Source organism: Rubrivirga marina (assembly GCF_002283365.1).
Lineage (GTDB): Bacteria > Bacteroidota > Rhodothermia > Rhodothermales > Rubricoccaceae > Rubrivirga > Rubrivirga marina.
On record NZ_MQWD01000001.1, the window covers coordinates 1,695,513 to 1,717,902 of the forward strand.

The following is a 22,390-nucleotide window of genomic DNA, read 5'->3' on the forward strand; positions in this document are numbered from 1 at the left end:
GACGCCGAGAGCGCTGACTCACCGTGGTGCTCGCCAGAGACCCTTCGACTCCGGGCTCCGCCCTCCGCTCAGGAGGACACGGGTGCGGGCTTCTGCCTTCCCCATCTGTCATGCGTGCTCTCGCCCTCTCGTCGCTCCTCCTCCTCGCCGGCTGCGCCCGCCTCGGCGCCGAGGCCGACCGACCCGCGCCGAGGCCGAACGCCGAGGCCGAGCTCCGCGCCGCCGAGCGCGCTTGGCTCGACGCCTACGACGACCACGACGTCGAGGCCATGCGCCGAATCGTCGGCGACGAGTTCGAGATCGTCTACCCGACCGGCGCCGTCGTCGACAAGGCCGGGACGATCGCGTTTCTCTCGCCCGGCACGCCCGACGACCCGGCCACGAGCCAATACACCGAGGACACGACAGTCCGCCTCTACGGCGACGTGGCAGTCCTCCGGGGCGTGTACGTGAACGAGGGCCCGAACGGCGCGCGGCGCGCGCGGTACACCGACACCTGGCTCTGGCGCGACGGCCGCTGGCAGGTCGTCGCGTCCCACCTCACCCACCTCACCCGCCTTCCCGACTGATGCCGACGTACGACGACGCGCTCGCCCTCTTCCACGAGTGGACCGAGACCGACAGCCTCCGCCGCCACGGCTACGCCGTCGAGGTGGCCATGGCCGAGATGGCCCGCCGGCGCGGCGGCGACGTCGAGGCGTGGCGGATGGCCGGCCTCCTCCACGACCTCGACTACGAAAAACACCCGTCGCTCGACGAGCACCCGACCGTGGGCGTCGCGGAGCTGGAGCGGCTCGGGTACCCCGAGGAGATCCGGACCGCGATCCTCGGCCATGCCCCGTACCTCGGCGTCCCGCGTGAGACCGACCTGGCGAAGGCCCTCTTCGCCGTCGACGAACTGGCGGGGTTCGTGACGGCCGTCGCCCACGTCCGCCCGACGGGGCTCGACGGGATGACGGTCAACTCCGTCAAGAAGAAGCTGAAGGACAAGCGGTTCGCGGCCGCCGTCTCCCGCGAGGACATCCAGCAGGGGGCCGAGGAACTGGGCCTCGACTTGGGAGAGCTGATCCAAATCGTGATCGATGGGATGGCGAAGGAAGCTTCGCGGCTCGGTTTCGCGTAGGACCCCCGATCCCCCCGTCTCGCTGTGCCCGACGACCGCTCCTCCGGCCCCCGCCGCATCGTTCCCGTCCCCGGCCTCCTCGACATCGACTCCGTCGAGGACGCCAACTTCGCCGAGGCCCTCGGCGAGGACGACACCGCTTCCACCGCGGGCGACGGCGACGACCCGCTCAGCCCCCCCGACCCGCCGCCGCTGACCGACGCCGAGGAGAGTGAGGAGCCGGCGGGGCCGGCTCGCGCGTCGCGCGAGGCCCCCGACGACGTCGACTACGACTGGCTTGGCGACGACGCCCCGTCCGCCTCGGTCGACACGCCGACCGGCCCGGAGCTCGCCGACGCGCCGCCTCCGCCGCCGCTCCGGGCCGACGGCCCCCCCGTTGACCCGGCCGACGGCGAGCCCGAGGCGGGGGAGGAAGCGCCCGAGCCGGAGGCCGACGCCGCCGACGTGCCGAACGCCGAGCCGGAGCCCGAGCCTGCTCCGTCCGAGCCCGACACCGATCCCGAGACGCCGCGCGCGCCCGAGCCGGCTCCTCCCGCCGCGCCCGGCGAGCCACCGACGACGGAGCCGGGCGACGAGCCTGAGGGGCCGACGCCGCCGGAGGAGCCCAGCGACCCGGCCGCCGCGCTCCCCGTCCCCGTGGCGGACCGGCCGCCCGTGTCCGGCCGCGAGGTCGTCGAGTCGGCTCGCGAGGCGACACGCGGCCGGGGCCGCGAGCTCGTCCAACTCGTGGTGAAGCACGGGAAGGCGCACGTGCCCGAGCCGCCCGCGAAGGCGGTCGTCCCCGATGCCGGGCCGCCGCGGATGGTGGGCCGCGTGGGCCAGCTCATCCCGTTCCTTCAGGTGATCCCGTGGGTCCTGGCGGCGCTCTTCGCCGTCAGCTTCTGGTGGGACTTCGACGGGCAGGCCGTCGTGCTCTTCGGAGAGACGTTCGCGCTCGACGGGCTCCTCAAGGTCCTGACCGTGAGCGGCCTCATCGGGTTCGGGACGAACTGGCTGGCCATCACGATGCTGTTCCAGCCGCGCGAGAAGCGGGCCATCATCCCGCAGGGCCTCATCCCGGCTCAGCGCGAGCGCGTGATCTACCGGCTGAGCGAGGCCATCAGCCGCGAGCTCATCAACGCCGACATCATCAAGCAGAAGATCAAGGACAGCGGGGTGATCGGGCGGTACCGCGATCTCGCGCTCGGCGTCGTCCGCGGCGTGGTGGAGGACCCCGGCTTCCGGGCCGACCTCAAGACGCTCGCGCAGGACTACGCGCAGGAGGTGCTGGGCTCCGAGCCCGTGCGGCGAGAGGTGGCCCGGCTGGCCGTCGAGAAGGTGGAGCAGCAGGCCGGCGGCGGCCTCGGCGGCGTCGCGCTCCGGCTCTACCGGACGTTCGCCGAGGACGACTTCCAGCGGCGGATCGACCGGGCGCTCGACGAACTCCCCGGTGCCGTCTCGCCGCTCCTCGACCGGATCGACGCGGCGCTCGACGCCGTGCCCGCGAAGGTCGAGGCCCGGGCCGACGAGATCGAGGAGGCCGCGACCAGCGCCGTCCTCTCGTTCGTCGAGGGCTTCGACGTGCGGACGATGATCTCGGAGCGCGCGCGCCAGTTCGACGAGGGCCAGCTCGAGGGGCTCCTCAAGTCGACCTCGAACGAGCAGCTCAACTACATCAAGTACCTCGGAGCCATCCTCGGCGTGTTCGGCGGGTTCGTGATCTGGCAGCCGCTCGGGGCGCTCGTCCTGTTCGTGACGATCGGGCTCGCGCTGTGGGGGATCGACGAGGCGCTGGTCCGCGCGCGGCGGTCGCGCGAGTAGGTCCGCCTCGGGCCGGTCCCGAGGCGTCCTGGAGCTACACCGAGGCGGGATGGGCGGATCTCCCCTCCGTAGGGGATCCGCCCATCCCGTGCTCCGGCGTATCGTGGGGCGGACTCTCCCCGTGCTCGCATGCCCCGCCTCGTTCTCGCGCTCCTCGTCCTCCTCGCTGCGCCCGCCTTCGCGCAGGCCCCGATCACGATCGGTGGCTACTGCAGCTTCGAGGGGAACGAGATGGACGACACGGTCTACGGGTTCGACTCCGACGACGACGCCGAGGCGGCCGTCCGCGAGGTGACGCGATACACGGGCCTCCGGCCCAACTTCATCATCCGCGCGGCCAACGTGCCGAACGCGGCGGCCGTCATTGACGGCGACTCGGGCCAGCGGCTCATCCTCTACAACCAGGAGTTCATGCGGGCCGTCTCCGAGCGGACGGCCTCGGACTGGTCGCAGGTCTCGATCCTGGCCCACGAGCTCGGCCACCACCTCCAGGGCCACACGCTCCTGGCCGGCGGCTCGCGCCCGCCCATCGAACTCGAGGCCGACCAGTTCTCGGGCTTCGTCCTCCAGCGGATGGGGGCCACGCTCGAGGACGCCACGCGCGCCATGCGGGCGATCGCCAGCGAAGAGGGGTCCGACACGCACCCGCCGCGGAGCGCCCGGCTGGCGGCCATCACGAACGGCTACATCGACTCGGAGACGCTCTCGGGCGCGGCTCCGAGCGCGCCCCCGTCCGACGCGTCCGGCGAAACGCCGCGCCAGGCCGATCCGCCGCCGGTCCCGACGACCTCCTCCGACGTCCCAGGCGAGACCGACTACGAGGGCCAGGTCCGCTACCAGCTCGACTCCGCGCACCGGGCGTTCGAGCGCCAGGGCTACACCCGGACCGTCGAGGCCCACGTCGCGCGGATCGACGCGAACGCGCGCGAGCGGTTCACGATCGACCTGGAGGCCGGCGTCGAGTACCAGCTCATGGCCTCGTGCGACAACGACTGCACCGACGTCGACCTCTTCCTCTACGACCCGTCGGGCGAGCTCGTCGACAGCGACCAGCTCGCCGACGACATCCCGATGGTCTCGGTCATCCCGACCAAGACGGGCCAGTACGCGCTGGAGGGGCTGATGTACGAGTGCGAGACGTCGTTCTGCTACATCGGCATCGGCGCGTGGGCCCGGCGGGCCGGCGGGACCGACCGGTTCGGCAACGACGGCGGGAGCCAGTCGAACAGCTACGTCGAGCACGTCACGAACGGGCTGGGCGTCGCCCGCCAGCAGTACGGCTCGCGCGGGATGCGCCAGGCCGGGACGGACCAGGTCGGGACGGTCGGGGCGAATGAGACGCGCCGGTTCGAGTTCGAGGCCGGCGGTCCGGGTGAGGTCGTCGGCGTCTGTGACCAAGACTGCTCCGACGTCGACCTCCTGCTCTACGACGCAGACGGCGACCTCGTCGACAGCGACGAGCTCGAGGACGCGGTCCCGATCGTCGAGGTCCCGGGCCCCGGGCGCTACACGGCCGAGGTCGTGATGTACGAGTGCGCCACGGACATCTGCTACTACGGCGCGGCCTTCTTCCGCCAGTAGCTCCCCTCGCCTCGGCGACCCCACCCGGGGAGAGGCCGAGGCGGCCCGGACCGGACGGCGCGCGTGCGCGTTGGAGCCGTCCACACGCCCCCGACGTCATGCGCGCGTTCCCTCTCCTGTTCCTGATGGCGGCCGCCGCCGTCGCCCAGCCCGCCAGCCTCGACCGGCAGATCGCCATCCTCGACCGCGAGATCGCCCGCCTCAACGCGGAGCTGGCCACGATCCAGACCGACCTCTCGCACGTCCGGGCCGACGAGCGCGACCTCGACGCCGACCGCGAGGCGTTCCAGGACGCCATCCGCGACTTCGAGGCGGACCGGCGGCGCTACCAGATCGAGGCCGGCCGCGTCGAGGCCATGTACGAGGACCTCCTCCGCTACGGCGGCGACGCCCGGGCCCGTCGGGCTTACGACGACGCTCGGTACGCCCTCCTCGACGAGGCCAAGCGCCTGGAGGGCGAGGCCCGGATGCTCGACGAGTGGAACGCCGACCTCAACGCGGGCTACCGCGACCACGCCGGCCGCGTCCGCGAGTCGGCCGGGTGGGGGCAGCAGCTCGCCGAGCGGCGGTCCGACCTCCGTTACGAGCGCGAGACCCTCGCGGCGCGCCGCGCCCGCTTGGCGGCGCGGGGCCGCTGATCCATCGGGCGGGGGCGACTCGCCGAGTCGCCCCCACGGTCCGGTTCATTCCGGCCGTGCCGGCAGCGGGACGAACTGGCCCTCGCGCTTGACCACGCGGCCGTCCTTCATCACGAAGGCCACGTCGAGCATCGCCGCGGCGCTCTGGAGCGGGTCGCCGGAGACGGCCACGAGGTCGGCCGTGCACCCGGCCGCGAGGCAGCCGAGGCGGCCCTCCTGGTCCAGCAGGTCGGCCGCGTTGACCGTCGCGAACCGGAGGGCGTCCATGAACGGCACGCCGACCTCTTCCATGTAGACGAACTCACGGGCGTTCCGGCCGTGGCGGAAGACGCCGGCGTCGGTCCCGAACGCGATCGGCACGCCGGCCTCGTAGGCGCGGCGGAACGTGTCCTGGATCCGCGGCCCGACCTCGAGCGACTTCCGCGTGACGACCGGCGTGTAGTACCCCTCGATCCGCGCCGAGTCGGCGACGGACTTGCCGGCGGTGATGGTCGGGACGAGGTAGACGCCGGCCTCGCGCATCATCCGCATCGTCTCGTCGGACATGTAGGTGCCGTGCTCGATGGACGAGACGCCGGCGCGGACGGCCCGCTGCATCCCCTCGTCGCCGTGGGCGTGGGCCGCGACCGTGAGCCCACGTTCGCGCGCGGTCGCGACGATGGCCCGCATCTCGTCCTCTCCGAAGTGCGCGCCCGAGCCGTCGCCCTGGAGCGAGAGCACGCCGCCGGTGGCGGTGAACTTGATGAGGTCGGACCCGCGGCGGATCGCGATGCGGACGCCCTCCCGCGCCGACTCGGGTCCCGAGACCACGCCGCGCGTCTCGTCCGGGACGCCGACGATGTCCTCCCGGTACGAGTTGGTCGGGTCGGCGTGGCCGCCCGGGATCGAGAGGCTCTTGCCGGCGACGAACATCCGCGGGCCGTCGAGGTCCCCGTGGTTGATGGCATCGCGGAGCGCGTAGTCGGCCCCCTCGCTGCCGCCGACGTCGCGGACGGTCGTGAACCCGGCCATCAACGTGGAGCGGGCGTACTGCGTCGCCTGGAGGACGCGGTCGGCCGCCGTCAGCCGGAAGGCGTCGATGTAGCCGTCCTTCCGGCTCTCGCCCGTCAGGTGCGTGTGGCTGTCGATGAGGCCCGGCATGCACGTCGCGTCGCGGAGGTCGACCGCCTCGGTGCCTGGTTCGGTGTACCCGGCGACGACCTCGCGCACGACGCCGTCCTCGATCACGACGGTCCGTTCAGACATCGGCTCCATCGAGGTCGCGGGGTCGAGGAGCGTGCCGCAGTGGACGACGGTCCGCTGGGCGAGGGCGGGGGCGCTGGCGGCGAGGGCGGCCAGCAGGACGAGGGCGAGGCGCATGGGCGGGGTGGGGGAGGGCCCGGAGTCTACCACTGACCCTCGCCCTCTCCGCCTCGGCACCGAGGTGGGCCCAGTCAGGAGGCCTGCGTTCGTCGCTTACGCGCCCACCACTTCCGCAGGGGTGCGGTCGGCCACCGGCGCCTTGGCGCCGAGCGCCGTCTCGACGGTGCCCGGGATCGTGACGCGGAACGTGGTCCCGACGCCGACCTCGCTCTCGACGTCGATCTCGCCGCCCATCAGGTCCACGAGCCGGCGGGTGATCGCGAGCCCGAGCCCGTTCCCTTCGGCGGCTCGGCCGTACCCCGTCGAGGCCTGCTCGAAGTCGTCGAACAGCCGGGGGAGGAATGCCGGGTCGATTCCGCGCCCGGTGTCGCGGACGCTGACCTGCAGGTCCACCCCGACGCCGTCGACCGACACGGTGACGGCGCCCGTGCTGGTGAACTTGATGGCGTTCCCGATCAGGTTCGTCAGGATCCGGACGAACGCGTCCGGGTCGAGCCGGGCCGCCACGGCGAGTCCTGACGGCACAACGGCCAGCGCGAGTCCCTTCCGCGCGGCGAGGGGCTCGAGCTCGTTAGCCACTTGCCGGGCGAGCGCCGCGGCGTCGGTCGAGACCGGGTGGAGGACCGTGCGCCCGGCACGGAGCTGGGCGATCTCTAGGAGGGCGTTGACGGTAGAGAGGAGCCGGTGCCCCCCGCTCAGGACGTGGCGGGCCAGCGACCGGACCTTCGGGTCGTCGTTCTCCACGAGCATCTCCGAGAACCCGAGGATGGCCGTCAGCGGCGTCCGCAACTCGTGGCTCGTGTTGGCGAGCATGTCGTCCTTGAGCTTGTCGACCCGGCGGAGCTCGGCGTTGAGCCGGTCGAGTTCGTCCGCCCGGACGCGCTCGGCATCGGCCCGCCGGCGCTGGTGCCGGCTCGCGACGTGGGCCACGCCGCCGATGATGCCGAGGACGCCGACCGCGTACAACAGCCGGGCCCAGGGCGTGAGGTACCAGGGTGCTGGGATCGTCAGCCCGATCGAAGCAGGGCCGGTTGGGACCCCCTGTGCTGTCCGGCCCTCGACGCGGAACACGTACTCCCCGGGGGGCAGGTTCGTGTAATCGCGGTACCGCTCGCGGCTCCACCTGCTCCGGGCCACGTCATGGCCGATGAGTTGGGTCCGATACTCCGTCTCCTCGGAGTTGTTGTAGGCCGCGGCGACAAACTGGAGCCGCAACGACCGGCCATACGGAACGGCGACGGCGTCGGCCAGGGGGACGGGCTCGCCATTCGCGGTGACGGAGCGGACGAGGGTGGGGACGAGGGCTTCGTACCGATCGTGCGCGCTGGCTTCCAGGCGATACAGGTCTCCGCCTGCGGCCACCCAGATGGTCCCGCCGCTGTCGGCTTCGATTGCTGTGACGTCCGGAAGGTGTCGGAGTGGGGCCGGCGTCACGTCGGCCCATTCGTCTCCGTGTTGGACGAGCGCTCGGACCTGGTGGCGACCGGCGACCCACAGGCGGCCCACTGAGTCCGTCAGCATCGTGATCCCGTCTGAAACGCTACCTACAACGGGCGCTACCAACTCGACGGCGGCGGTGTCTCGGACGACCTCGACGCCCCCATGGTTGGACGTGACGCGGTAGAGGTCGTCGCGGGTCACCAAGACCAGCGCGTCCCCTGTCATCGCCACGAAGCTGAGATCCTCTGGGACGCCCTGTACTGGGCCGTACATCCGGACGACGTCTGCGCCCGGCTCCACATACGCTAGTCCCCCTCCCCACTCGGCGACCCAGGCGCCGCCGCTCTCGTCTGCCAAGATGGAGCGTACCTCTCCCTCGGTCTCAGGAAGGTGGCGGACCCGCTCCCAGCCTCTCCTGCCCTCGCGAAACACATCGACTCCCGAGGCGAGTCCTACGTAGACGTCGCGGCCCACCTGGGCCATCGTGTACGTGCGAGCGTCCGTGATTTGGCGAGCGTCGGTGCCGCGGACTTCGAAGAGCCCGTTCGTGCTGGCTACGAGCAGGCCAGAGGGTGTGGACAGAAGGCTCCACGATTGGCCGATATCCCGGCCATCGAACGCGATGGGCTCGAAGCGGGCGGGCGCTTGAGGCGAGTCCGGAGCGAGACGATAGAGTCCGCGGTCTGTAGCGACGTAGAGACGGCTACCGTGACGCTCCATGTCGAAGGTGACGCCGAAGAGGCCCGAGTCCTCGTCGAACACGGAAAAGGGGCTCGCCACGTCTGCGCGGACGATGCCTTCCGCCAGCGCGAGCCAGAGGCCGCCTTGGGAGTCGAGGGCGCAGCCGAGTACTAGGTCGTCCGCCGTCAGGCCGATCGATTCGGACAGGCGGTCTACAAGTTGCCCGTCCGGCGCCACGACGAGAGCCCCGCCACCGAGGGTCGTGATCGCGAGCAAGTGCCCCGCCCCCTCGTTCGTACCCAGCGCGCACCCGTGGTAGGCCCGCGATCTGCGGAGCGTGGCGGAGGCAGCCGAGGGAACGAGAGATGGAGCCGCTGCGGCTGGGTCGAGACGGTAGAGATCGCTATCCGTTACCGCGAGGAGGGGGCCTCCAGGGCGGTCGTCAAGATCGAAAAGGGCGCGTATGGGAAGGTCTGCAAACGTGTCGCCATGTGGGCCGAGAGTGAGCTCGTCGCCCTGGAGACGCAGCAGGCCCGTCCCTTCGAGCCGCACGTAGATCTGGCCGGCGGCCTCGAATGCCTTGTGGAAGCGATGTCCTTCAGCCACTCGGACGGCATGCACGGGCCGGCCGCTTCGAATTCGTATGAGCGAATCGAACGTTTGAAACACCACGCCGTCGGAGTCCACGACCGCTTCCCACACCGTCGCTCCCTCCAGCATGTCTGAGCCGACCGTTTCTCGATAGCTCAGTTGCCCGGTGGAGTCAGGAGCCAGGAGCCCTGCGGTGCCTTCTCCGCCAACGTATACGACCCCGTCTGGACCGACGGCCAGCGTCCTGGCTCGGGAGCCCGGGACCTCAATGAGGCGCCACGTTGCTCCATCGTATTCCAGGACTCCGTCCGAGTTGGCGACATAGACGAGGCCCGATTGTGCCTGGGCCAGATCGTAGGACTGGCGGTGGCCCCCATGCTCGAGCGGACCAAATCGGTCTACAAAGACAGGCCGGCCTCGCTCCTCGCCTGGTAGCACCGCAGGGACCAGAGGGGGTGTCGCAGCCTCGATACCGCCGCCGTGACGTGGCGGGGTGGGGCGCTCTCGAGGCTGGACGCTGCCGGCTACAACAGCGGCCCCGACGGCAACGATGCCGGCGGCTAGTAGGACCCGCGATGGAGAACGAGACGCCATGTATACGGTATCGGCGTAACGGTGGTAGTCTATATTGCCGATCTTGGGATCTCTAGAGTTACGTGATGACGTGATATCTGGAACCCCCGGGCACTTTCTCTCACTCTCCCTCTTGCACCATGGACTTCCTCATGGCCCTCTTTTCCTTCTTCACTGGCGGCGGTGGCGGCGGCTCGAACCGTCCCAATGGCGATATCCTCGACTAACGCCGAGTCGCCTAGAGTGACAGGGCGCTGGGTCCTCCGGACGCAGCGCCCTCATTGTTGAGAGGTCGGCGAGCTGCCCACGGAGGCGTCACGCCGCGCGCTCGGCGGGTTGGGGGAGGCGCGCCTTCCGCGGGAGCTTGGCCGGGATCGCCGCCGGCTTCACGGCGCGCGCGACGGGCACCGCCGTCTCCACGTCGTCGGGGCTCCAGTTGAGGAGGACCTCCAGCACGCCGTCCTTATCCTGGTGCTCCATCAGGAGCGCGCGGAGCTGGCTGGCGCCGCGGTGGCCTTTGAAGTAGCCGCCGTACATCCGCCGCATCTCGAGGACGCCCTTCCGCTCCCCGAGCCACGCGCACTTCAGCGTGAGGTGCTCGGCCACGACCGCGACGCGTTCCTCCCACGACGGCGGGTCCGGGACCTCGCCGTGCTCGAGCAAGGCCCGGGCGTCGCGGAAGATCCACGGGTTGCCGATCGCCCCGCGCCCGATCATCACGCCGTCACAGCCGGTCTCGTCGAACATGTCGCGGACGCGCTCGGGCGTAGTCGCGTCGCCGTTGCCGATGAACGGGATGTCGCGGAGGGCCGCCTTGATCTTGGGGAACCACTCCCAACGAGCGTCTCCGCGGTACATCTGCGCCCGCGTCCGCCCGTGGACCGCGAGGGCCGCGATGCCGACGCCCTCCAGCATCCGCGCGACCTCTTCGATGCGGATCGACTCGTCGTTCCAGCCGAGCCGCGTCTTGACCGTCACGGGCCGCGTCGCCTCCTGGACGACGGCGGCCGTGATGGCCTCCATCTTTTCGAGATTGCGGAGGATGCCGGCCCCGCCGTCTTTGCAGACGACCTTTTTGACGGGGCACCCGAAGTTGATGTCGATGAGGTCGGGCTCCTGGGCGTCGGCGATCCGGGCCGCCTCGCGGACCTGGTCGACCTCGCCGCCGAAGATCTGGATGCCGACCGGGCGCTCCTCCTCGTAGAACTCGAGCTTCTGGACGGATCCCTCGGCGCCGTACGTCAGCCCGCCGGACGAGATGAACTCGGTGTACAGCATGTCCGCCCCATACCGCTTGCAGATGATGCGGAAGGGGGGGTCCGAGACGTCCTCCATCGGGGCGAGGAGGAGCGGGCGGTCGCCGAGGTCGATCGTGCCGATGCGCATGGGGGCAACCTACGGGGGCCGCTCCGTCGCGGTTTGTCAGGATTCGCGGGTTTCGGCACGATGGCTGCGGACCCGACTTCCTTCCCGTCCCCCGACTCCGCCCGCCTCGGTGCTTCTGCGGCACGCCGCGCAACACTCGCAATCCCGGGGCCGTAGTGCGCCCGATTCCCTCCCGAACAACATGACGCTCGTCCTCGCTGCGACCCTCGCGGCCACCCTCGCGGGCCTCGCCAAGACGCTCTTGCTGGCCCTCATCGCGGTCCTCAACGCGGTCCTGGCGCTGCTCGCTGCCCTGGCGACGTGGAAGACCTACCTCGCCCTCGGCACGAAGGTCCTCCTCATCGCCCTGTTCTGCGTCCCCGTCGTGGGCCTGCTGGTCTTCCTCGTGTGGGGCCAGCGTGTCGTCCGCGACAATCAGCGCTAGGTCGGCGCCCCCTCGGCCCTCCTCGCTCTTCCCCCCGCCCCCATGGCCCGTCTCCGATCCATCCCCGTCCTCGCTCTCGGCGCCCTCGTGCTGCTGCTCACCGGGTGCGGCAGCGGCGACAACGCCCTCAACCTCCTGTTCAGCGGCTACGGCGGCGTCTGCTGGCTGATCCACGCGGTCCTGATCGTGGTCGCCTTCGTCAAGATCGCCAACAGCCGCGCCGACACGGGCTCGAAGCTGCTCTGGGCCGCCATCGTGTTCTTCTTCCCCCTCGTCGGCCTGATCGCCTGGTGGATCTGGGGCCCGAAGGAGTAGCCCTGCAAGACTGCACGCATGACCGCCGCGCTGGACTCGCTCCGGCGCGGCGGTCGTCGTTTCGCCTCGGCGCCAGGGCGGGCCGAGGCGGGGTGACACGACGCGGGCGGGGGCGTGCCCGAGCCTGGGAGCGCTCCACCCGGGCGTAGACTGCGGCGCCCCCCGGCCCGTGCCCCGCAAGATCCTCCACGTCGACATGGACGCGTTCTACGCGTCGGTCGAGCAGCGCGACGACCCCGCGCTGCGCGGGCGGCCCGTGGCCGTCGGCGGGACCGGTGGACGGGGCGTGGTGGCCGCCGCCAGCTATGAGGCCCGGCCGTTCGGCGTCCGCAGCGCCATGCCGATGGCGCACGCGCGGCGGCTGTGCCCCGACCTCGTGATGGTCCGCCCCCGGTTCGACGCGTATAAGGCCGTGAGCGAGGAGGTCCGGGCCGTGTTCGCGCGCTACACCGACCTCGTCGAGCCGCTTTCACTCGACGAGGCCTACCTCGACGTGAGCGACCCCCTGGAGGGGCCCGCCTCGGGGACGCTCATCGCCCAGGCCATCCGCGCCGAGATCCGCGAGACGACGGGGCTGCCGGCGAGCGCGGGCGTCTCGTTCGGGAAGTTCCTCGCCAAGACGGCCTCCGGGCTCGCCAAGCCCGACGGGCTCCGCGTGATCACGCCAGCGGACGCCCCGGCCGTGATCGCGGCGCTCGCCGTCGAGGACTTCCACGGCGTCGGCCCGGCGACGGCGCGGCGGCTCCGGGCGCTCGGCATCGAGACCGGCGCCGACCTCCGGGCGCGCTCCGAGGCCGAGCTCCGCGCGGCGCTCGGCAAGACGGGCGGCTGGCTGGCGCGCGTCGTCCGGTGCGAGGACGACCGGCCGGTCCGTCCCCATCGCGTGCGGAAGTCGGTCGGCGTCGAGCGGACGTTCCGGCGCGACGAGCGGGGGGCGGAGGCGCTCACGGCCCGCCTCGGTCCGGTCGCGGAGGAACTCGCGCGGCGGCTCGCGCGCCACGGACTGGCGGGCAAGACGGTCACGCTCAAGCTCAAGAGCGCGGCCTTCGAGATCACGCAGCGGAGCGCGACCCTCCTGGCGCCCGTCGCCACCGAGGCGGACCTCCTCGGCGTCGGCGTGGCGCTCCTCCACCGGCCCGCGCCGCCGGCCGTGCCGTGCCGTCTCATCGGCCTCACGGTCTCGGGGCTCGTGCCCGCCGAGGCCGGCCGCCAACTGGCGTTCCCGTTCGCCGTGCCGGACGTGGACGTCGGACCCTGGGCCGCAGACGCTCCGGACGTGGCGGCCTAGCCGCCCTCGTCGCGCGGCCCGGGCCCCGTGTGCTACAGCGGGATGTCGGCGCTGCGGCCGTACATCACGACGAGGCAGAGCGCCAGCAGGGCGCCGGTCGGCAGGAGCATCGTCCACTCGCCCCGCTCGCCGTGGACGATGGCCGCCGCGATCATGACGGAGCCGAGCCCGAGCGCGGCCCACGGCACGAGCGCGCCCCACCCGACGAGCGGGGCGACCACGAGGCCGAGCGCGCCGAGCACCTCGCTCAGCCCGATGGCCTTGATGGAGATCGGCCGGAACCCCTCGAGCGCGCCCATCCGGCCGAGCAGCGCCTCCTTCGGCTTGATCAGCTTGAACGTCCCGAGGCCGACGAAGACGGCGGCGAGGACGGCTTGCAGGATCCAGAGGACGACGGTCATGAGGGCACGGGGGGCGACCGGACGTTAACGCCGGGCGTGGCCCGTCGCGAACCTTTCGGCTGGGCCCGCAGTAAGGCGCGTCCTCTCACTCGCCCCATCCCACCATGATCGGAGGACTCATCTTTTGGCTCATCGTCGGTGCCGTCGCCGGTTTCCTGGCCGAGAAGATCATGAAAGCCGACATGGGCCTCGGCATGAACATCGTCGTCGGGATTGTCGGAGCGCTCATCGGCGGGCTGATCGTTGAGTACCTGACGCCGTTTGACGACGACGGGGGGCTGATCTGGAGCATCCTCGTAGCCACGCTCGGCGCTGTCGTCCTGCTCTGGATCGTAAACAAGTTCAAGGAGAAGTCGGCTGCCCGGTAGCCGTTCTCCCTTCCGCCTGCGGGCGGCCCGGCGCTGGTGTCTGGCCGCCCGCGCTCCGTATCCGCCTCGCCCCCCGTGCGCACGCTTCTCCTCTTCCCCCTCCTCGCGGCCCTCGCCCTCGCGGCCTGTGACGACGAGCCCGCCGACCCGGCAACGACGGTCGCGGTCCCCGAGGCCGACGTCGAGCGGTTCCGGGCCGAGGTGTTCCAGGAGACGCTCGGGCTCGACGCCGACCTCGCCCGCCTCGAGGCCGAGGCCGCCGCGGCCGACTCCGTGGCGCAGGCCGCGTACGCGCCCGTCCTCGACCGGCTCCGGGCCGACCGCCGCCGGCTCCAGGTCCGCATCGACAGCCTCCGGCCGGTCCCGCCCGTCCAGTTCGACTCGGTCCGGACGTCCGTGCGCGCCCAGACCGAGCGCCTCGCCGAGGCTGTCCGCCGCGCTCGTTACGACGCCGCCCCGACCTACGACGCGCTCCGCGCCGCCGCCGTCCGCGGCCTCGGCGACCTCGACGCCCGGCTCGCCGCGCTCCGCGCCGCGGCCACGGCCGACACGACGGGCCGCCAACTCCGCGCCGTCGACTCGCTCGCGGCCGACCGGGAGCGCCTGAGCGCCCGCCTCGGCGCCTACCCCGACACCTCCGCGGCCCAGTTCCCGCCGTTCCGCCAGTCGATCACCGACGGCGTCCTGGCCCTCGACCGCCGCGCCGACGCCCTCGCCGCGGACACCACTCGCGTCCGGCCCCAGCCGGAGAGCTGAGCCTCTGGGGCGGGGTCACGCCGCGAGCGGCTCTCGTTCCAGGGACCGCCGCGGTTCGTACGCCCGGGACGCAGACGTCGTGATCGAGACGGAGGGCGTTTCGGGCCGCGCCGGAGGGTCGAGAACGGGGAGGACCACGCGGACGACCTAGAGGTAATTGCAGAGGTCGGCTGAGGCCGATCAGCGCCCGCGCGAAGAGCCCGAGGCCCCGGTAGACCCCGACGAGCCGGTCACACCGGACGACGACCGCCGGTAGCTCAGGAGCCACGCGGACGTCCGGTCGACCCGCCACCGCTCCCGCTACGCCGTCCGGTCGGTCACAACGGGGCGGCCCCTCTTCGGGCGGTAGTGGGCCGGCCGGCGCTGGGCCGGGATGCACGCCCGGCTCCCGCGCTTGCGGAGGCGGCGCCGGGACGCGCCGCTGTAGTAGGCCCGGTCGCACGTGGGCCGGCCGGGCCTCGTCCGGGGGCGCCCCCTCGGCCGGGCCACGCGGACGGTCGCCAGCGTCGGCTCTGCCAGCCGAACCTCAGCTACCTGCGCGCTCTCGACAAGGAGCCCGATCGGCATGCCGTCGCCGTCGGCCACGAGCATCAGCTTCGTCCCCTTCCCCTTCCGAGTCAGCCCGACGCAGGCGCCCCCTGGGCGGGGCGGACGCCCGCCCGGCCGGGACGAACGTGCCGTCCAGGGACGCCTGCACGCACGGCCATGCGTGGGCCCAGCGGAGCTTCGCGTCGGCGTTGAGCGAGGGGAGGGACGCCCGCGAGGCCTGCTCCCACGTCGAAGCGGCCGAGCCAGCGCCACGCCGTCGTGGGGGGCGCGGTCTCGGCATCTCCACATGAAAACAGATGAGTCCCCGCCCTGTCGAACACAGGGCGGGGACTCATCTGTTTTCATGTGGAGATGCCGGGAGTCGAACCCGGGTCCGAAAGGCGCTACAGTCCAGGCGTCTACGCGCGTAGTCAGCGCTTTGAGGTCTTTGCTCCGCTGGCAGGGCCCGCTGACGGGCTTCCGGTGGAGCGCAGGCTGATTAGCTCTCGTCCGTCGGGCTCAGCCGGAGCCTTCGGGACCAGCTCACTCTAGTCGGTGCTCTGTACGTCGATAGTGAGCGTCCGGTGTACAGAACAGCTAGCGGCGTGTATTACGCGGCCAGCGAGTAGGAGTAGTCGTTCGCAGCTACAATTGCGTTCCGATGGGTGTCACGGGCGTATCGGACACCACCCGGCGCGCGGCCTGCCGCACGAGCCTCTCGTCGAAACCGTGTCATCCCCAAAGAACAGCCGGCTCGCAGGGCGCGCCGGGCAGTCCACAACGTACGCACACTCGACGGCGTGCCTACTCCGTCGCGTCTTCATCTCGGTCGCGCGGCGTCCCGAGGGGGACGAGGCCCCGTTCTGAGAGGGCCGTCGACAAGGGGCCGAGGACCGATCGGCGGAGGTCTCCGTCGAGGGCGTAGACCTTCGTTCGCCCGCCCAGCCAGGACCGCTTCTCGGCGCGGACGTAGACCCGGACGAACCCGCCGTCGAGCGGGACGAGGTCGAGCACCGCATCCGTCCGCGAGCCGAGGCCAGAGGCCACCTGCCTCGGTGCCGTCGTGACCACAGCGGGGTCGAGCGACTCCGCCAGCGCCCAGCCGGCGTCCGAGGCGGCCTCCTGCAGAAGCGTCGTCACGTCACTCGGCTCTGCGCGCACCTCGTAGTCCCGATAGGGCGGGCTGAGGCGCGGGGCGCAGGCCGTGAGGGCCAGGACCGAGAGCAGGACGAGAACGCGGACCATGACGAGCAGACTAGCACCACCGTTCTGCCAGCGCGAGGGACAAAAAAAGCCGGGCGGACACGCTCACCCGTACGTGTCCGCCCGGCGTGCGCGGGCCGAAGCCGCGGTGCGCACTAGGTATCGCTCTGTCACGTCCCCGGCATCGCGTGCCGCTTGGGACGTGCTGGATCTTCTGACAAGGGCCGTGCCAAGCGCCCGTCCGTTCGGAAAGCGTGGCCTCCGAGGTGCCCCGTGGACCCGGTTCGACCCCCACCCGGATTGGCCGTCCATCCCAGTGGACGAGGCTGTCGCCAATCCGGTACGCTCTCTGGTTGCGGGCCCCGCTCCGCTCGCAGAGGACTGCACTAGGTAAGAGGATCAGGCGCTTAGGGACACGGGCGGAGGCACGGGCGCGTGAAGCCTCGGTCAGAACCCCGCATCGGGTTGAGAGAGTTGGCAGGCGGCCCTACCTTTGCTCTCTACGGCCCGAACGACCTACTCACTCAACCTTAGGCCTCTATGCCCTGCGGACGCAAGCGCAAGCGCCACAAGATCGCGACCCACAAGCGGAAGAAGCGGCTTCGCAAGAACCGCCACAAGAAGAAGGGCCGCTAGGTCGGCCTCGGGTGGCCGATGGCCGCCTCTCTTCCCGGATCCCGTCGCGGTTTTCCGGTTCCAGGCCGCTCCCGGAATGGGGGCGGCCTGTTTCGGGTTCGACCGGAACGAGTCGGCGGGGTGAGGCCGTTATCTTTACCCAGCCCATCGCCCTGGTCCCCCCAGCCCTCTCATGAGCCAGCGTAGCCGCGCCATCCGCGCCTCCATCTTCGGGTTCCTCGTCGGCGGCGCCGCCGGCGTGACCGTCGGCCTTTTGCTGGCGCCCGACGAGGGCCGCCAACTCCGCCGCCGTGCGGCCTACCTCCTCGACCGCTGGGCCGGCGACCTCGCCGCCGTGGTCGACCGGCTCGACGGGGCCGGCGTCCCGTCCGACGCCCGCGCCCGCGCCGACGCCCTCATCGCCGACGCGCGCCAGCAGGCCGAGTCGCTCCTCTCCGAGGCCGACGCCCTCATCAGCCAGGCCCGCCTCGGGCGGTCTGGCGACGGCGCCTGACTCACCCCTCTCTGTCTTCGCGCGCCTCGCGCGACCTCTCCGCCACCGGCACACGTGCGTTTTACGATTCTCCTCCCGAGCGCGGAGGGCAAGGAGCCCGGGGGCAACCCGCTGGCCCCCGACATGTTCGACTACCGCTCGTCGAACACGTTCAACTACTTCAACCAGCTCAACCCCGAACGCCGCGCGCTTATTGACGCGCTCCAGGCCCAAATCAAGGGGGCCGACGAGGACGAGCTCCAGCAGCTCTTCGGCATCAAGGGGGACGCGCTCGAGGAGGCCGTCGAGGCCAACCTCCAGATCTACCGGAGCCCGCTCATGGCGGCTGTCGACCGGTACGGGCCGGGGGTGATGTACGCCTCGATGGACTTCGCCGGGCTCCCGACGGGCTCGCAGCGGCGCCTTCTCGAGAACGGCGTCATCTTCTCGGGTCTTTTCGGGCTCCTTCGGCCGGACGACCTCATCCCGGACTACCGGCTCAAGATGGACGCCAAGGTCGAGGGCATCGGGAAGGCCTCGGCCTACTGGCGGGAGCCGCTCTCGGACGCGCTCAACACGCTCGTCGCGGGCCACGCCGTCTGGAACTTGCTCTCCGGCGTCCATGAGACGGCCTGGGACGACGCCGAGACCTACGCCCGGATGATCCGGGTGAAGTTCTACAAGGAGGATGAGGACGGCGAGCGGGCGGCCGTGTCGCACGGGGTCAAGGAACTCCGCGGCGCGCTCGTCGCCCACATCGTCAACGAGACGGCCGACTCGGTCGAGGCGCTGGACGACTGGGAGGCCCCCGACGGGTACGAGGTCGACCCCGACGCGTCGGAGATCAACGAGAACGGCGGGGGGACCGTCGTGATGGTTACGAGCCCGGGGTGGGAGAAGCGCCGCGCAGCTCGCCGGAAGGCCCGCGCCGAGGCCGAGGCGGAGGCCGCTGCGGCCAAGAGAGCCCGTGAAGAGGACGACGACGATTAGGACGTGAGGCGTCGGGAATGGGAGAGTGTTCTCGCTCCCAGCCCCGTGCCCCATCCCCATTGCCTCTCCCACCATGTCCGTCGTCATCGGGATCGCTGGAGGCTCCGGCTCGGGCAAGACGACCGTCCAGCGGCGTGTGATGGAACGGTTCGGGACGCGTCGGATCGCGCTCCTCGACCACGACGCGTACTACCGGCCGCTCGACCACCTGCCGCCGGAGCAGCGTGCGCGGTTCAACTTCGACCACCCGGACGCGCTCGAGACCGCGCTCATGGTCGAGCACCTCGACCGGCTGCTGGCCGGTGAGACGATCGAGAAACCGACGTACTCATTCGAGACGCACAGCCGGCGCCAGGAGACGGAGACCATCCAGCCCCGGCCCGTCGTCCTCGTCGAGGGCATCCTCGTGCTCGCCGAGCCGGCGCTCCGCGAGCGGATGGACGTCAAGCTGTTCGTCGACGCCGCGGCCGACGTCCGGCTCATGCGGCGGATGGAGCGCGACCTCCACGAGCGCGGCCGGTCCGTCGAGTCCGTCCTCGAGCAGTACCGGCGGACGGTCCGACCGATGCACCTCGAGTTCGTCGAGCCCTCGAAGCGGCACGCCGACGTGATCATCCCGCGCGGCGGCCAGAACCAGGTCGCCATCGACATGGTCCTCGCGCGCGTCCAGTCGCTCATCGACCTCGACCGCTAGCGGCACCAGCCGGGAGTCCCACGGCCTCGGCACCGAGTTGGGCGGGGTTAGCGGCGAGCCGCGAGCCGCCGGATGCCGTCGTGGACGAGGTAGGGCTCGACCCGGTCCACCTCGGGGAGCCGCTCGGCGAGCCACACGCCCCATCCACCGGTCGCGAGGACGAGCGCGTTGCCGCCGAGCGCGTCGCGGGTCCGGCGGAGGAGGCCGGCCACGCCGTCGAGCACGAGCGCGCCGAGTCCGGCCTGAATGGCCGAGACGGTCGAGTCCCCGATGGGCCTCGGCACGTCCGGCCATGGCACGTCGGGGAGCTGACGGGTGTCGCGGGCGAGCGAGCGACGGAGGAGGTCGGGGCCGGGCAGGATGGCGCCGCCGAGGTAGGCCGGCTCACTCGTGACGACCTCCGTCGTGATCGCCGACCCGGCGTCGAGCGCGATGACCGCCCGGCCCTCCGCGAGCGCGTGCGCGCCGACGGCCGCGGCCAACCGGTCGGTCCCGAGCGTCCGCGGCGTCGCGTAGGCGAGGCGGAAGGGGAGGGGAAGGTCCACCGACACGACGACGGGCGCCGTGCCCGTGAGCCGCTCGACGGCCTCCGCCAGAACAGGGGTCAGGTCCGGCACGACCGACGCGATCCCGCCCGCCTCGGCCCGTCCCGCGACGCTCCCGAGGCGGGCCGCCCAGACCTCGGCGGGCGCGTCGTCGGCCGGGAAACGCACGGTTTCGCCCCACGCGCCGTTCCACACGGCCGCCTTGACGGACGAGTTGCCGGCGTCGAGGGCGAGGAAGGCGGGGGGGGGCAATGGGAGCTGGGGACTGGCAGACACGGGATTCACTCGCGTCGTGCCACCTGGATGGAGCGCCGCCGCCGATCCGTCTCTGCCAGTCCCCCGTTGGCTTCGCTGGCCCGTCGGCTCCCCGTTCTCATGTCCGTGAGCGCAGCGAGCTACAGTCTCTCGATCCGGACCGCGTCGATCCGGTTCGGGGTCGCTTTCGTGACCGTGAAGCGGTAGTCCTCGTGGTCGAACGTCTCGTGCTCGGCCGGGACGGAGCCCAGCCGGGCGAGCACGAAGCCGGCCACCGTGTCGTAGTCGCCGTCCCCAAGGTCGATGCCGGCCTCGTCGGAGAGGTCGGCGATCTCGACCCGGCCGTGGACCACGACGGTCCGGTCGTCGATCCGGCGGATGGGCGCCGCGACGGGGTCGTGCTCGTCGCGGATGTCGCCGAACAACTCCTCCAGGAGGTCTTCGAGCGTCACGATCCCGGCCGTCCCGCCGTACTCGTCGACGGCGACGGCGAGCGTCGTACCGCCCTGGAGGAAGTCGAACAGGAGGTCGCGCGCCGGCTTCGACTCGGGGACCACGCGGGCCGGGCGGAGGATCGAGCCCAGCGACTCCGGCGCGTGGAACAGGTCGTGCGCCAGGACCACGCCGACGATCTTGTCGACGTTCTCGCGGTAGACCGGCAGCCGGCTGAAGCCGGTCTCGATGAACGTCTTCCGGACCTCCTCGATGGAGGCGCCCTCCTCGACGCCTTTGATCTCGGTGCGGGGGATCATCGAGTCCTTGACGCGTAGGCTCCGGAGCTCGAACACGTTCGACAGGATCTCCGACTCCTCCTCGTCGAGGTCGAGCGTCCCCGTCTCGCGGCTCTCGCGGATGACGAGCTCGAAGTCACGCTGGAGGAACTGCTGCACCGTGTCGCCCTCGCCCCCGACGGCCTTGACGAGCAGCCCGCTGACCCACCCGGCGGCCTTGATGAGGACCCAGAAGAGCCGGTACGTCAGCTTGAGCGGCCCCGCTAGCACGAACAGCACGCGGACCGGCGGCTGGCGGAGCAGCGACTTCGGGAGGACCTCGCCGACCACGAGGACGACGAGCGCGGCGATCACAGTCTGTGTGATGAGGACCCAGGCGGTCGGGTCTGCGATCCCGAGCGTCCCGCCGAAGAACGCGGCGAGCGGCGGCTCCAGGGCCAGGCTCATGAGCGTCGAGTAGACCACGAGCGCGACGTTGTTGCCCACGAGGGTCGTCGTGAGGAACGTGCCGGGGTCGGCCATGAACTCCTGCACCACGCCGCCGACCCACCCGGCCTGCCGCGCGCGGGCCTCGGTCTTGAGCCGGTTCGCCGTCACGAACGCGATCTCCGATCCGGAGAAGAACGCGCTCAGGGCGAGCATCAGCAGGATGAGGAGGAAGACCGTCAAGGAGGCGACAGGGCGAGGAGCGGGCAGAGTCTACGTTTGGAGCGTCCGGCCGGCAGGGGCAGGCTGCGCCCTGACCTCAGCGGCCCTGGAAGTCGGGCGTCTCGCGGTTGAGGAACGCCATGACGCCCTCGGCGAAGTCCTCCGTCGCGGCGCACTGGGCGAAGAGGGCAGCCTCCTGCTGGAGCCCCTGGGGAAGCGGGAGGTCGGCCGCACGGAGGGCCTGGAGCGTCATCGCCACGGCGACCGGGGCCTTCGACGCGATCGTGAGGACGAACTCGCGGGCCGTCTCGAGGAGCTGGTCGGCCGGGACCACGCGGTTGACGAGGCCGACCTCGTAGGCCCGCTGTGCCGAGATCCGCGCGCCGGTCAGGAGCATCTCCGCCGCGACGCCGTGGCCGACGAGCCGCGGCAGCCGCTGCGTCCCGCCGAAGCCGGCGATGAGGCCGAGCTGGACCTCCGGCTGCCCGAACTGGGCCGCCTCGGCGGCCACGCGGAGGTGGCAGGCCATCGCCAGCTCGCACCCGCCGCCGAGCGCGAACCCGTTGACGGCCGCGACGACCGGCTTCGGCAGGCCCTCAATGGAGTTGAACACGGCCTGCCCGCGGGCCGCGAACCGGTGGGCGTCGAGCGGTTCCATGCCCGCGAACTCCGAGATGTCGGCGCCGGCCGCGAACGCCTTCTCGCCCGCGCCGGTGATGACGACGCCGCGGACGTCGGGCTGGCGTGCGAGGCGGAGCGCCTTCGACAACTCGGCCACGAGCTGCTGGCTGAGGGCGTTGAGCGCGTCGGGCCGGTCGAGCGTGATCGTGAGGACGCCGTCGGCGTCGGTCTCGGCGCGGAGGGTCTGGAACTCCATGATGGGGGATGGGAACTAGGAAGTGGGAAAGGACGGGCTCGCTCGCCAGCTTCGGAGGTACACGTGAGGGTCTGCCCGTTCCCC

23 protein-coding genes and 1 other RNA gene are annotated in these 22,390 nt (G+C 71.4%); 14 read left to right on the plus strand and 10 right to left on the minus strand.

Translation table 11 applies throughout. From position 1 onward, the window contains the following. The first annotated feature begins 110 nt into the window (after window positions 1-110). The 5 genes from BSZ37_RS07050 (at window position 111) to BSZ37_RS07070 (ending at window position 5,142) form a co-directional block, all read left to right on the plus strand. Window positions 111-569: a nuclear transport factor 2 family protein gene (locus BSZ37_RS07050; RefSeq protein WP_095509871.1), complete on the plus strand. Its 459-nt coding sequence runs from the start codon at window positions 111-113 to the stop codon at window positions 567-569. Continuing rightward, a complete protein-coding gene (locus BSZ37_RS07055) occupies window positions 569-1,123 on the plus strand; it encodes an HDIG domain-containing metalloprotein (RefSeq protein WP_095509872.1) in 555 nt (184 codons plus the stop codon). Before BSZ37_RS07050 ends, BSZ37_RS07055 begins: the two co-directional genes overlap by 1 nt. A 24-nt stretch (window positions 1,124-1,147) precedes the next feature. After that, on the plus strand, window positions 1,148-2,923 hold the full coding sequence (locus tag BSZ37_RS07060; protein WP_095509873.1) for a DUF445 domain-containing protein: 1,776 nt from the start codon (window positions 1,148-1,150) through the stop codon (window positions 2,921-2,923). A gap of 129 nt (window positions 2,924-3,052) precedes the next feature. Beyond that, on the plus strand, window positions 3,053-4,504 hold the full coding sequence (locus BSZ37_RS07065; RefSeq protein ID WP_095509874.1) for a M48 family metalloprotease: 1,452 nt from the start codon (window positions 3,053-3,055) through the stop codon (window positions 4,502-4,504). Window positions 4,505-4,602: 98 nt separating this feature from the next. Further along, entirely contained in the window at window positions 4,603-5,142 is a 540-nt protein-coding gene (locus BSZ37_RS07070) for a hypothetical protein (RefSeq protein WP_095509875.1), read from the plus strand. Between the two features lie 45 nt (window positions 5,143-5,187). Here BSZ37_RS07070 and BSZ37_RS07075 read toward each other — a convergent pair whose 3' ends face one another. Both BSZ37_RS07075 and BSZ37_RS21450 read right to left on the minus strand, forming a co-directional pair. Continuing rightward, window positions 5,188-6,501 carry a metal-dependent hydrolase family protein gene (locus tag BSZ37_RS07075; protein WP_095509876.1) on the minus strand — a complete coding sequence of 438 codons (1,314 nt, stop codon included), beginning with the start codon at window positions 6,499-6,501 and terminating at the stop codon, window positions 5,188-5,190. 96 nt (window positions 6,502-6,597) lie between these two features. Then, window positions 6,598-8,301, minus strand: coding sequence for a sensor histidine kinase (locus BSZ37_RS21450; protein ID WP_179299509.1), 1,704 nt, complete (start codon window positions 8,299-8,301; stop codon window positions 6,598-6,600). 33 nt (window positions 8,302-8,334) lie between these two features. Between BSZ37_RS21450 and BSZ37_RS21455 the strand changes: the two genes are divergently transcribed. Then, entirely contained in the window at window positions 8,335-8,799 is a 465-nt protein-coding gene (locus BSZ37_RS21455) for a hypothetical protein (protein WP_143537582.1), read from the plus strand. 1,305 nt (window positions 8,800-10,104) lie between these two features. On the opposite strand, the gene dusB is transcribed toward BSZ37_RS21455, so the two are convergent. Then, complete coding sequence (gene dusB, locus BSZ37_RS07085; RefSeq protein WP_095509878.1) at window positions 10,105-11,175, minus strand: tRNA dihydrouridine synthase DusB; 1,071 nt, start codon at window positions 11,173-11,175, stop codon at window positions 10,105-10,107. Window positions 11,176-11,356: 181 nt separating this feature from the next. On the opposite strand from dusB, the gene BSZ37_RS07090 reads away from it, so the two are divergent. The 3 genes from BSZ37_RS07090 (at window position 11,357) to dinB (ending at window position 13,202) form a co-directional block, all read left to right on the plus strand. Continuing rightward, a complete protein-coding gene (locus BSZ37_RS07090) occupies window positions 11,357-11,599 on the plus strand; it encodes a hypothetical protein (RefSeq protein ID WP_095509879.1) in 243 nt (80 codons plus the stop codon). Window positions 11,600-11,641: 42 nt separating this feature from the next. Then, entirely contained in the window at window positions 11,642-11,914 is a 273-nt protein-coding gene (locus BSZ37_RS07095; RefSeq protein WP_095509880.1) for a PLD nuclease N-terminal domain-containing protein, read from the plus strand. Between the two features lie 169 nt (window positions 11,915-12,083). Further along, the gene (gene dinB / locus BSZ37_RS07100) at window positions 12,084-13,202 is read left to right on the plus strand and encodes a DNA polymerase IV (RefSeq protein WP_218830428.1); all 1,119 of its coding nucleotides are present in this window, start codon (window positions 12,084-12,086) and stop codon (window positions 13,200-13,202) included. A gap of 32 nt (window positions 13,203-13,234) precedes the next feature. On the opposite strand, the gene BSZ37_RS07105 is transcribed toward dinB, so the two are convergent. Further along, entirely contained in the window at window positions 13,235-13,603 is a 369-nt protein-coding gene (locus BSZ37_RS07105) for a DoxX family protein (protein WP_095509881.1), read from the minus strand. A 104-nt stretch (window positions 13,604-13,707) separates the two neighbouring features. Between BSZ37_RS07105 and BSZ37_RS07110 the strand changes: the two genes are divergently transcribed. Both BSZ37_RS07110 and BSZ37_RS07115 read left to right on the plus strand, forming a co-directional pair. Continuing rightward, window positions 13,708-13,971 carry a GlsB/YeaQ/YmgE family stress response membrane protein gene (locus tag BSZ37_RS07110; RefSeq protein ID WP_095509882.1) on the plus strand — a complete coding sequence of 88 codons (264 nt, stop codon included), beginning with the start codon at window positions 13,708-13,710 and terminating at the stop codon, window positions 13,969-13,971. A 75-nt stretch (window positions 13,972-14,046) separates the two neighbouring features. Next, a complete protein-coding gene (locus BSZ37_RS07115) occupies window positions 14,047-14,727 on the plus strand; it encodes a hypothetical protein (protein ID WP_095509883.1) in 681 nt (226 codons plus the stop codon). Between the two features lie 300 nt (window positions 14,728-15,027). Here the strand turns inward: BSZ37_RS07115 and BSZ37_RS22780 are convergent, their stop codons facing one another. The 3 genes from BSZ37_RS22780 to BSZ37_RS07130 all read right to left on the minus strand — a co-directional run bounded on the left by BSZ37_RS22780 (window position 15,028) and on the right by BSZ37_RS07130 (window position 16,500). Next, a complete protein-coding gene (locus BSZ37_RS22780; RefSeq protein ID WP_342761182.1) occupies window positions 15,028-15,621 on the minus strand; it encodes a transposase in 594 nt (197 codons plus the stop codon). Then, window positions 15,620-15,995: a transfer-messenger RNA gene (gene ssrA, locus BSZ37_RS07125) on the minus strand. The genes BSZ37_RS22780 and ssrA overlap by 2 nt, the downstream gene beginning before the upstream one ends. A gap of 64 nt (window positions 15,996-16,059) precedes the next feature. Then, a complete protein-coding gene (locus tag BSZ37_RS07130) occupies window positions 16,060-16,500 on the minus strand; it encodes a hypothetical protein (protein ID WP_095509884.1) in 441 nt (146 codons plus the stop codon). A 766-nt stretch (window positions 16,501-17,266) separates the two neighbouring features. Between BSZ37_RS07130 and BSZ37_RS07135 the strand changes: the two genes are divergently transcribed. The 3 genes from BSZ37_RS07135 to udk all read left to right on the plus strand — a co-directional run bounded on the left by BSZ37_RS07135 (window position 17,267) and on the right by udk (window position 19,250). Next, window positions 17,267-17,587 carry a YtxH domain-containing protein gene (locus BSZ37_RS07135; protein ID WP_095509885.1) on the plus strand — a complete coding sequence of 107 codons (321 nt, stop codon included), beginning with the start codon at window positions 17,267-17,269 and terminating at the stop codon, window positions 17,585-17,587. Window positions 17,588-17,641: 54 nt separating this feature from the next. Further along, a complete protein-coding gene (locus tag BSZ37_RS07140; protein ID WP_095509886.1) occupies window positions 17,642-18,556 on the plus strand; it encodes a YaaA family protein in 915 nt (304 codons plus the stop codon). A gap of 73 nt (window positions 18,557-18,629) precedes the next feature. Further along, window positions 18,630-19,250: a uridine kinase gene (gene udk / locus BSZ37_RS07145; protein ID WP_095509887.1), complete on the plus strand. Its 621-nt coding sequence runs from the start codon at window positions 18,630-18,632 to the stop codon at window positions 19,248-19,250. Between the two features lie 47 nt (window positions 19,251-19,297). On the opposite strand, the gene BSZ37_RS07150 is transcribed toward udk, so the two are convergent. The 3 genes from BSZ37_RS07150 to BSZ37_RS07160 form a co-directional block, all read right to left on the minus strand. Then, window positions 19,298-20,047, minus strand: a complete 750-nt coding sequence (locus BSZ37_RS07150) for a type III pantothenate kinase (RefSeq protein WP_179299511.1) — start codon at window positions 20,045-20,047, stop codon at window positions 19,298-19,300. 143 nt (window positions 20,048-20,190) lie between these two features. Continuing rightward, the gene (locus tag BSZ37_RS07155; RefSeq protein ID WP_095509889.1) at window positions 20,191-21,450 is read right to left on the minus strand and encodes a hemolysin family protein; all 1,260 of its coding nucleotides are present in this window, start codon (window positions 21,448-21,450) and stop codon (window positions 20,191-20,193) included. A gap of 76 nt (window positions 21,451-21,526) precedes the next feature. Beyond that, window positions 21,527-22,306 (minus strand): enoyl-CoA hydratase/isomerase family protein, encoded by a 780-nt coding sequence (locus BSZ37_RS07160; protein WP_095509890.1) that lies wholly within the window; start codon window positions 22,304-22,306, stop codon window positions 21,527-21,529. Between the last annotated feature and the right edge of the window lie 84 nt (window positions 22,307-22,390).

Bases quoted from the DNA above. Each gene is read 5' to 3' on its own strand.
- BSZ37_RS07050 (WP_095509871.1), top strand. From the start codon at position 111: ATGCGTGCTCTCGCCCTCTCGTCGCTCCTCCTCCTCGCCGGCTGCGCC.
- BSZ37_RS07095 (WP_095509880.1), top strand. From the start codon at position 11,642: ATGGCCCGTCTCCGATCCATCCCCGTCCTCGCTCTCGGCGCCCTCGTG.
- dusB (WP_095509878.1), bottom strand. From the start codon at position 11,175: ATGCGCATCGGCACGATCGACCTCGGCGACCGCCCGCTCCTCCTCGCC.
- BSZ37_RS07130 (WP_095509884.1), bottom strand. From the start codon at position 16,500: ATGGTCCGCGTTCTCGTCCTGCTCTCGGTCCTGGCCCTCACGGCCTGC.
- BSZ37_RS07110 (WP_095509882.1), top strand. From the start codon at position 13,708: ATGATCGGAGGACTCATCTTTTGGCTCATCGTCGGTGCCGTCGCCGGT.
- BSZ37_RS22780 (WP_342761182.1), bottom strand. From the start codon at position 15,621: ATGAAAACAGATGAGTCCCCGCCCTGTGTTCGACAGGGCGGGGACTCA.
- BSZ37_RS07075 (WP_095509876.1), bottom strand. From the start codon at position 6,501: ATGCGCCTCGCCCTCGTCCTGCTGGCCGCCCTCGCCGCCAGCGCCCCC.
- BSZ37_RS07135 (WP_095509885.1), top strand. From the start codon at position 17,267: ATGAGCCAGCGTAGCCGCGCCATCCGCGCCTCCATCTTCGGGTTCCTC.
- BSZ37_RS07065 (WP_095509874.1), top strand. From the start codon at position 3,053: ATGCCCCGCCTCGTTCTCGCGCTCCTCGTCCTCCTCGCTGCGCCCGCC.
- BSZ37_RS07070 (WP_095509875.1), top strand. From the start codon at position 4,603: ATGCGCGCGTTCCCTCTCCTGTTCCTGATGGCGGCCGCCGCCGTCGCC.
- udk (WP_095509887.1), top strand. From the start codon at position 18,630: ATGTCCGTCGTCATCGGGATCGCTGGAGGCTCCGGCTCGGGCAAGACG.
- BSZ37_RS07055 (WP_095509872.1), top strand. From the start codon at position 569: ATGCCGACGTACGACGACGCGCTCGCCCTCTTCCACGAGTGGACCGAG.
- BSZ37_RS07105 (WP_095509881.1), bottom strand. From the start codon at position 13,603: ATGACCGTCGTCCTCTGGATCCTGCAAGCCGTCCTCGCCGCCGTCTTC.
- BSZ37_RS07160 (WP_095509890.1), bottom strand. From the start codon at position 22,306: ATGGAGTTCCAGACCCTCCGCGCCGAGACCGACGCCGACGGCGTCCTC.
- BSZ37_RS07090 (WP_095509879.1), top strand. From the start codon at position 11,357: ATGACGCTCGTCCTCGCTGCGACCCTCGCGGCCACCCTCGCGGGCCTC.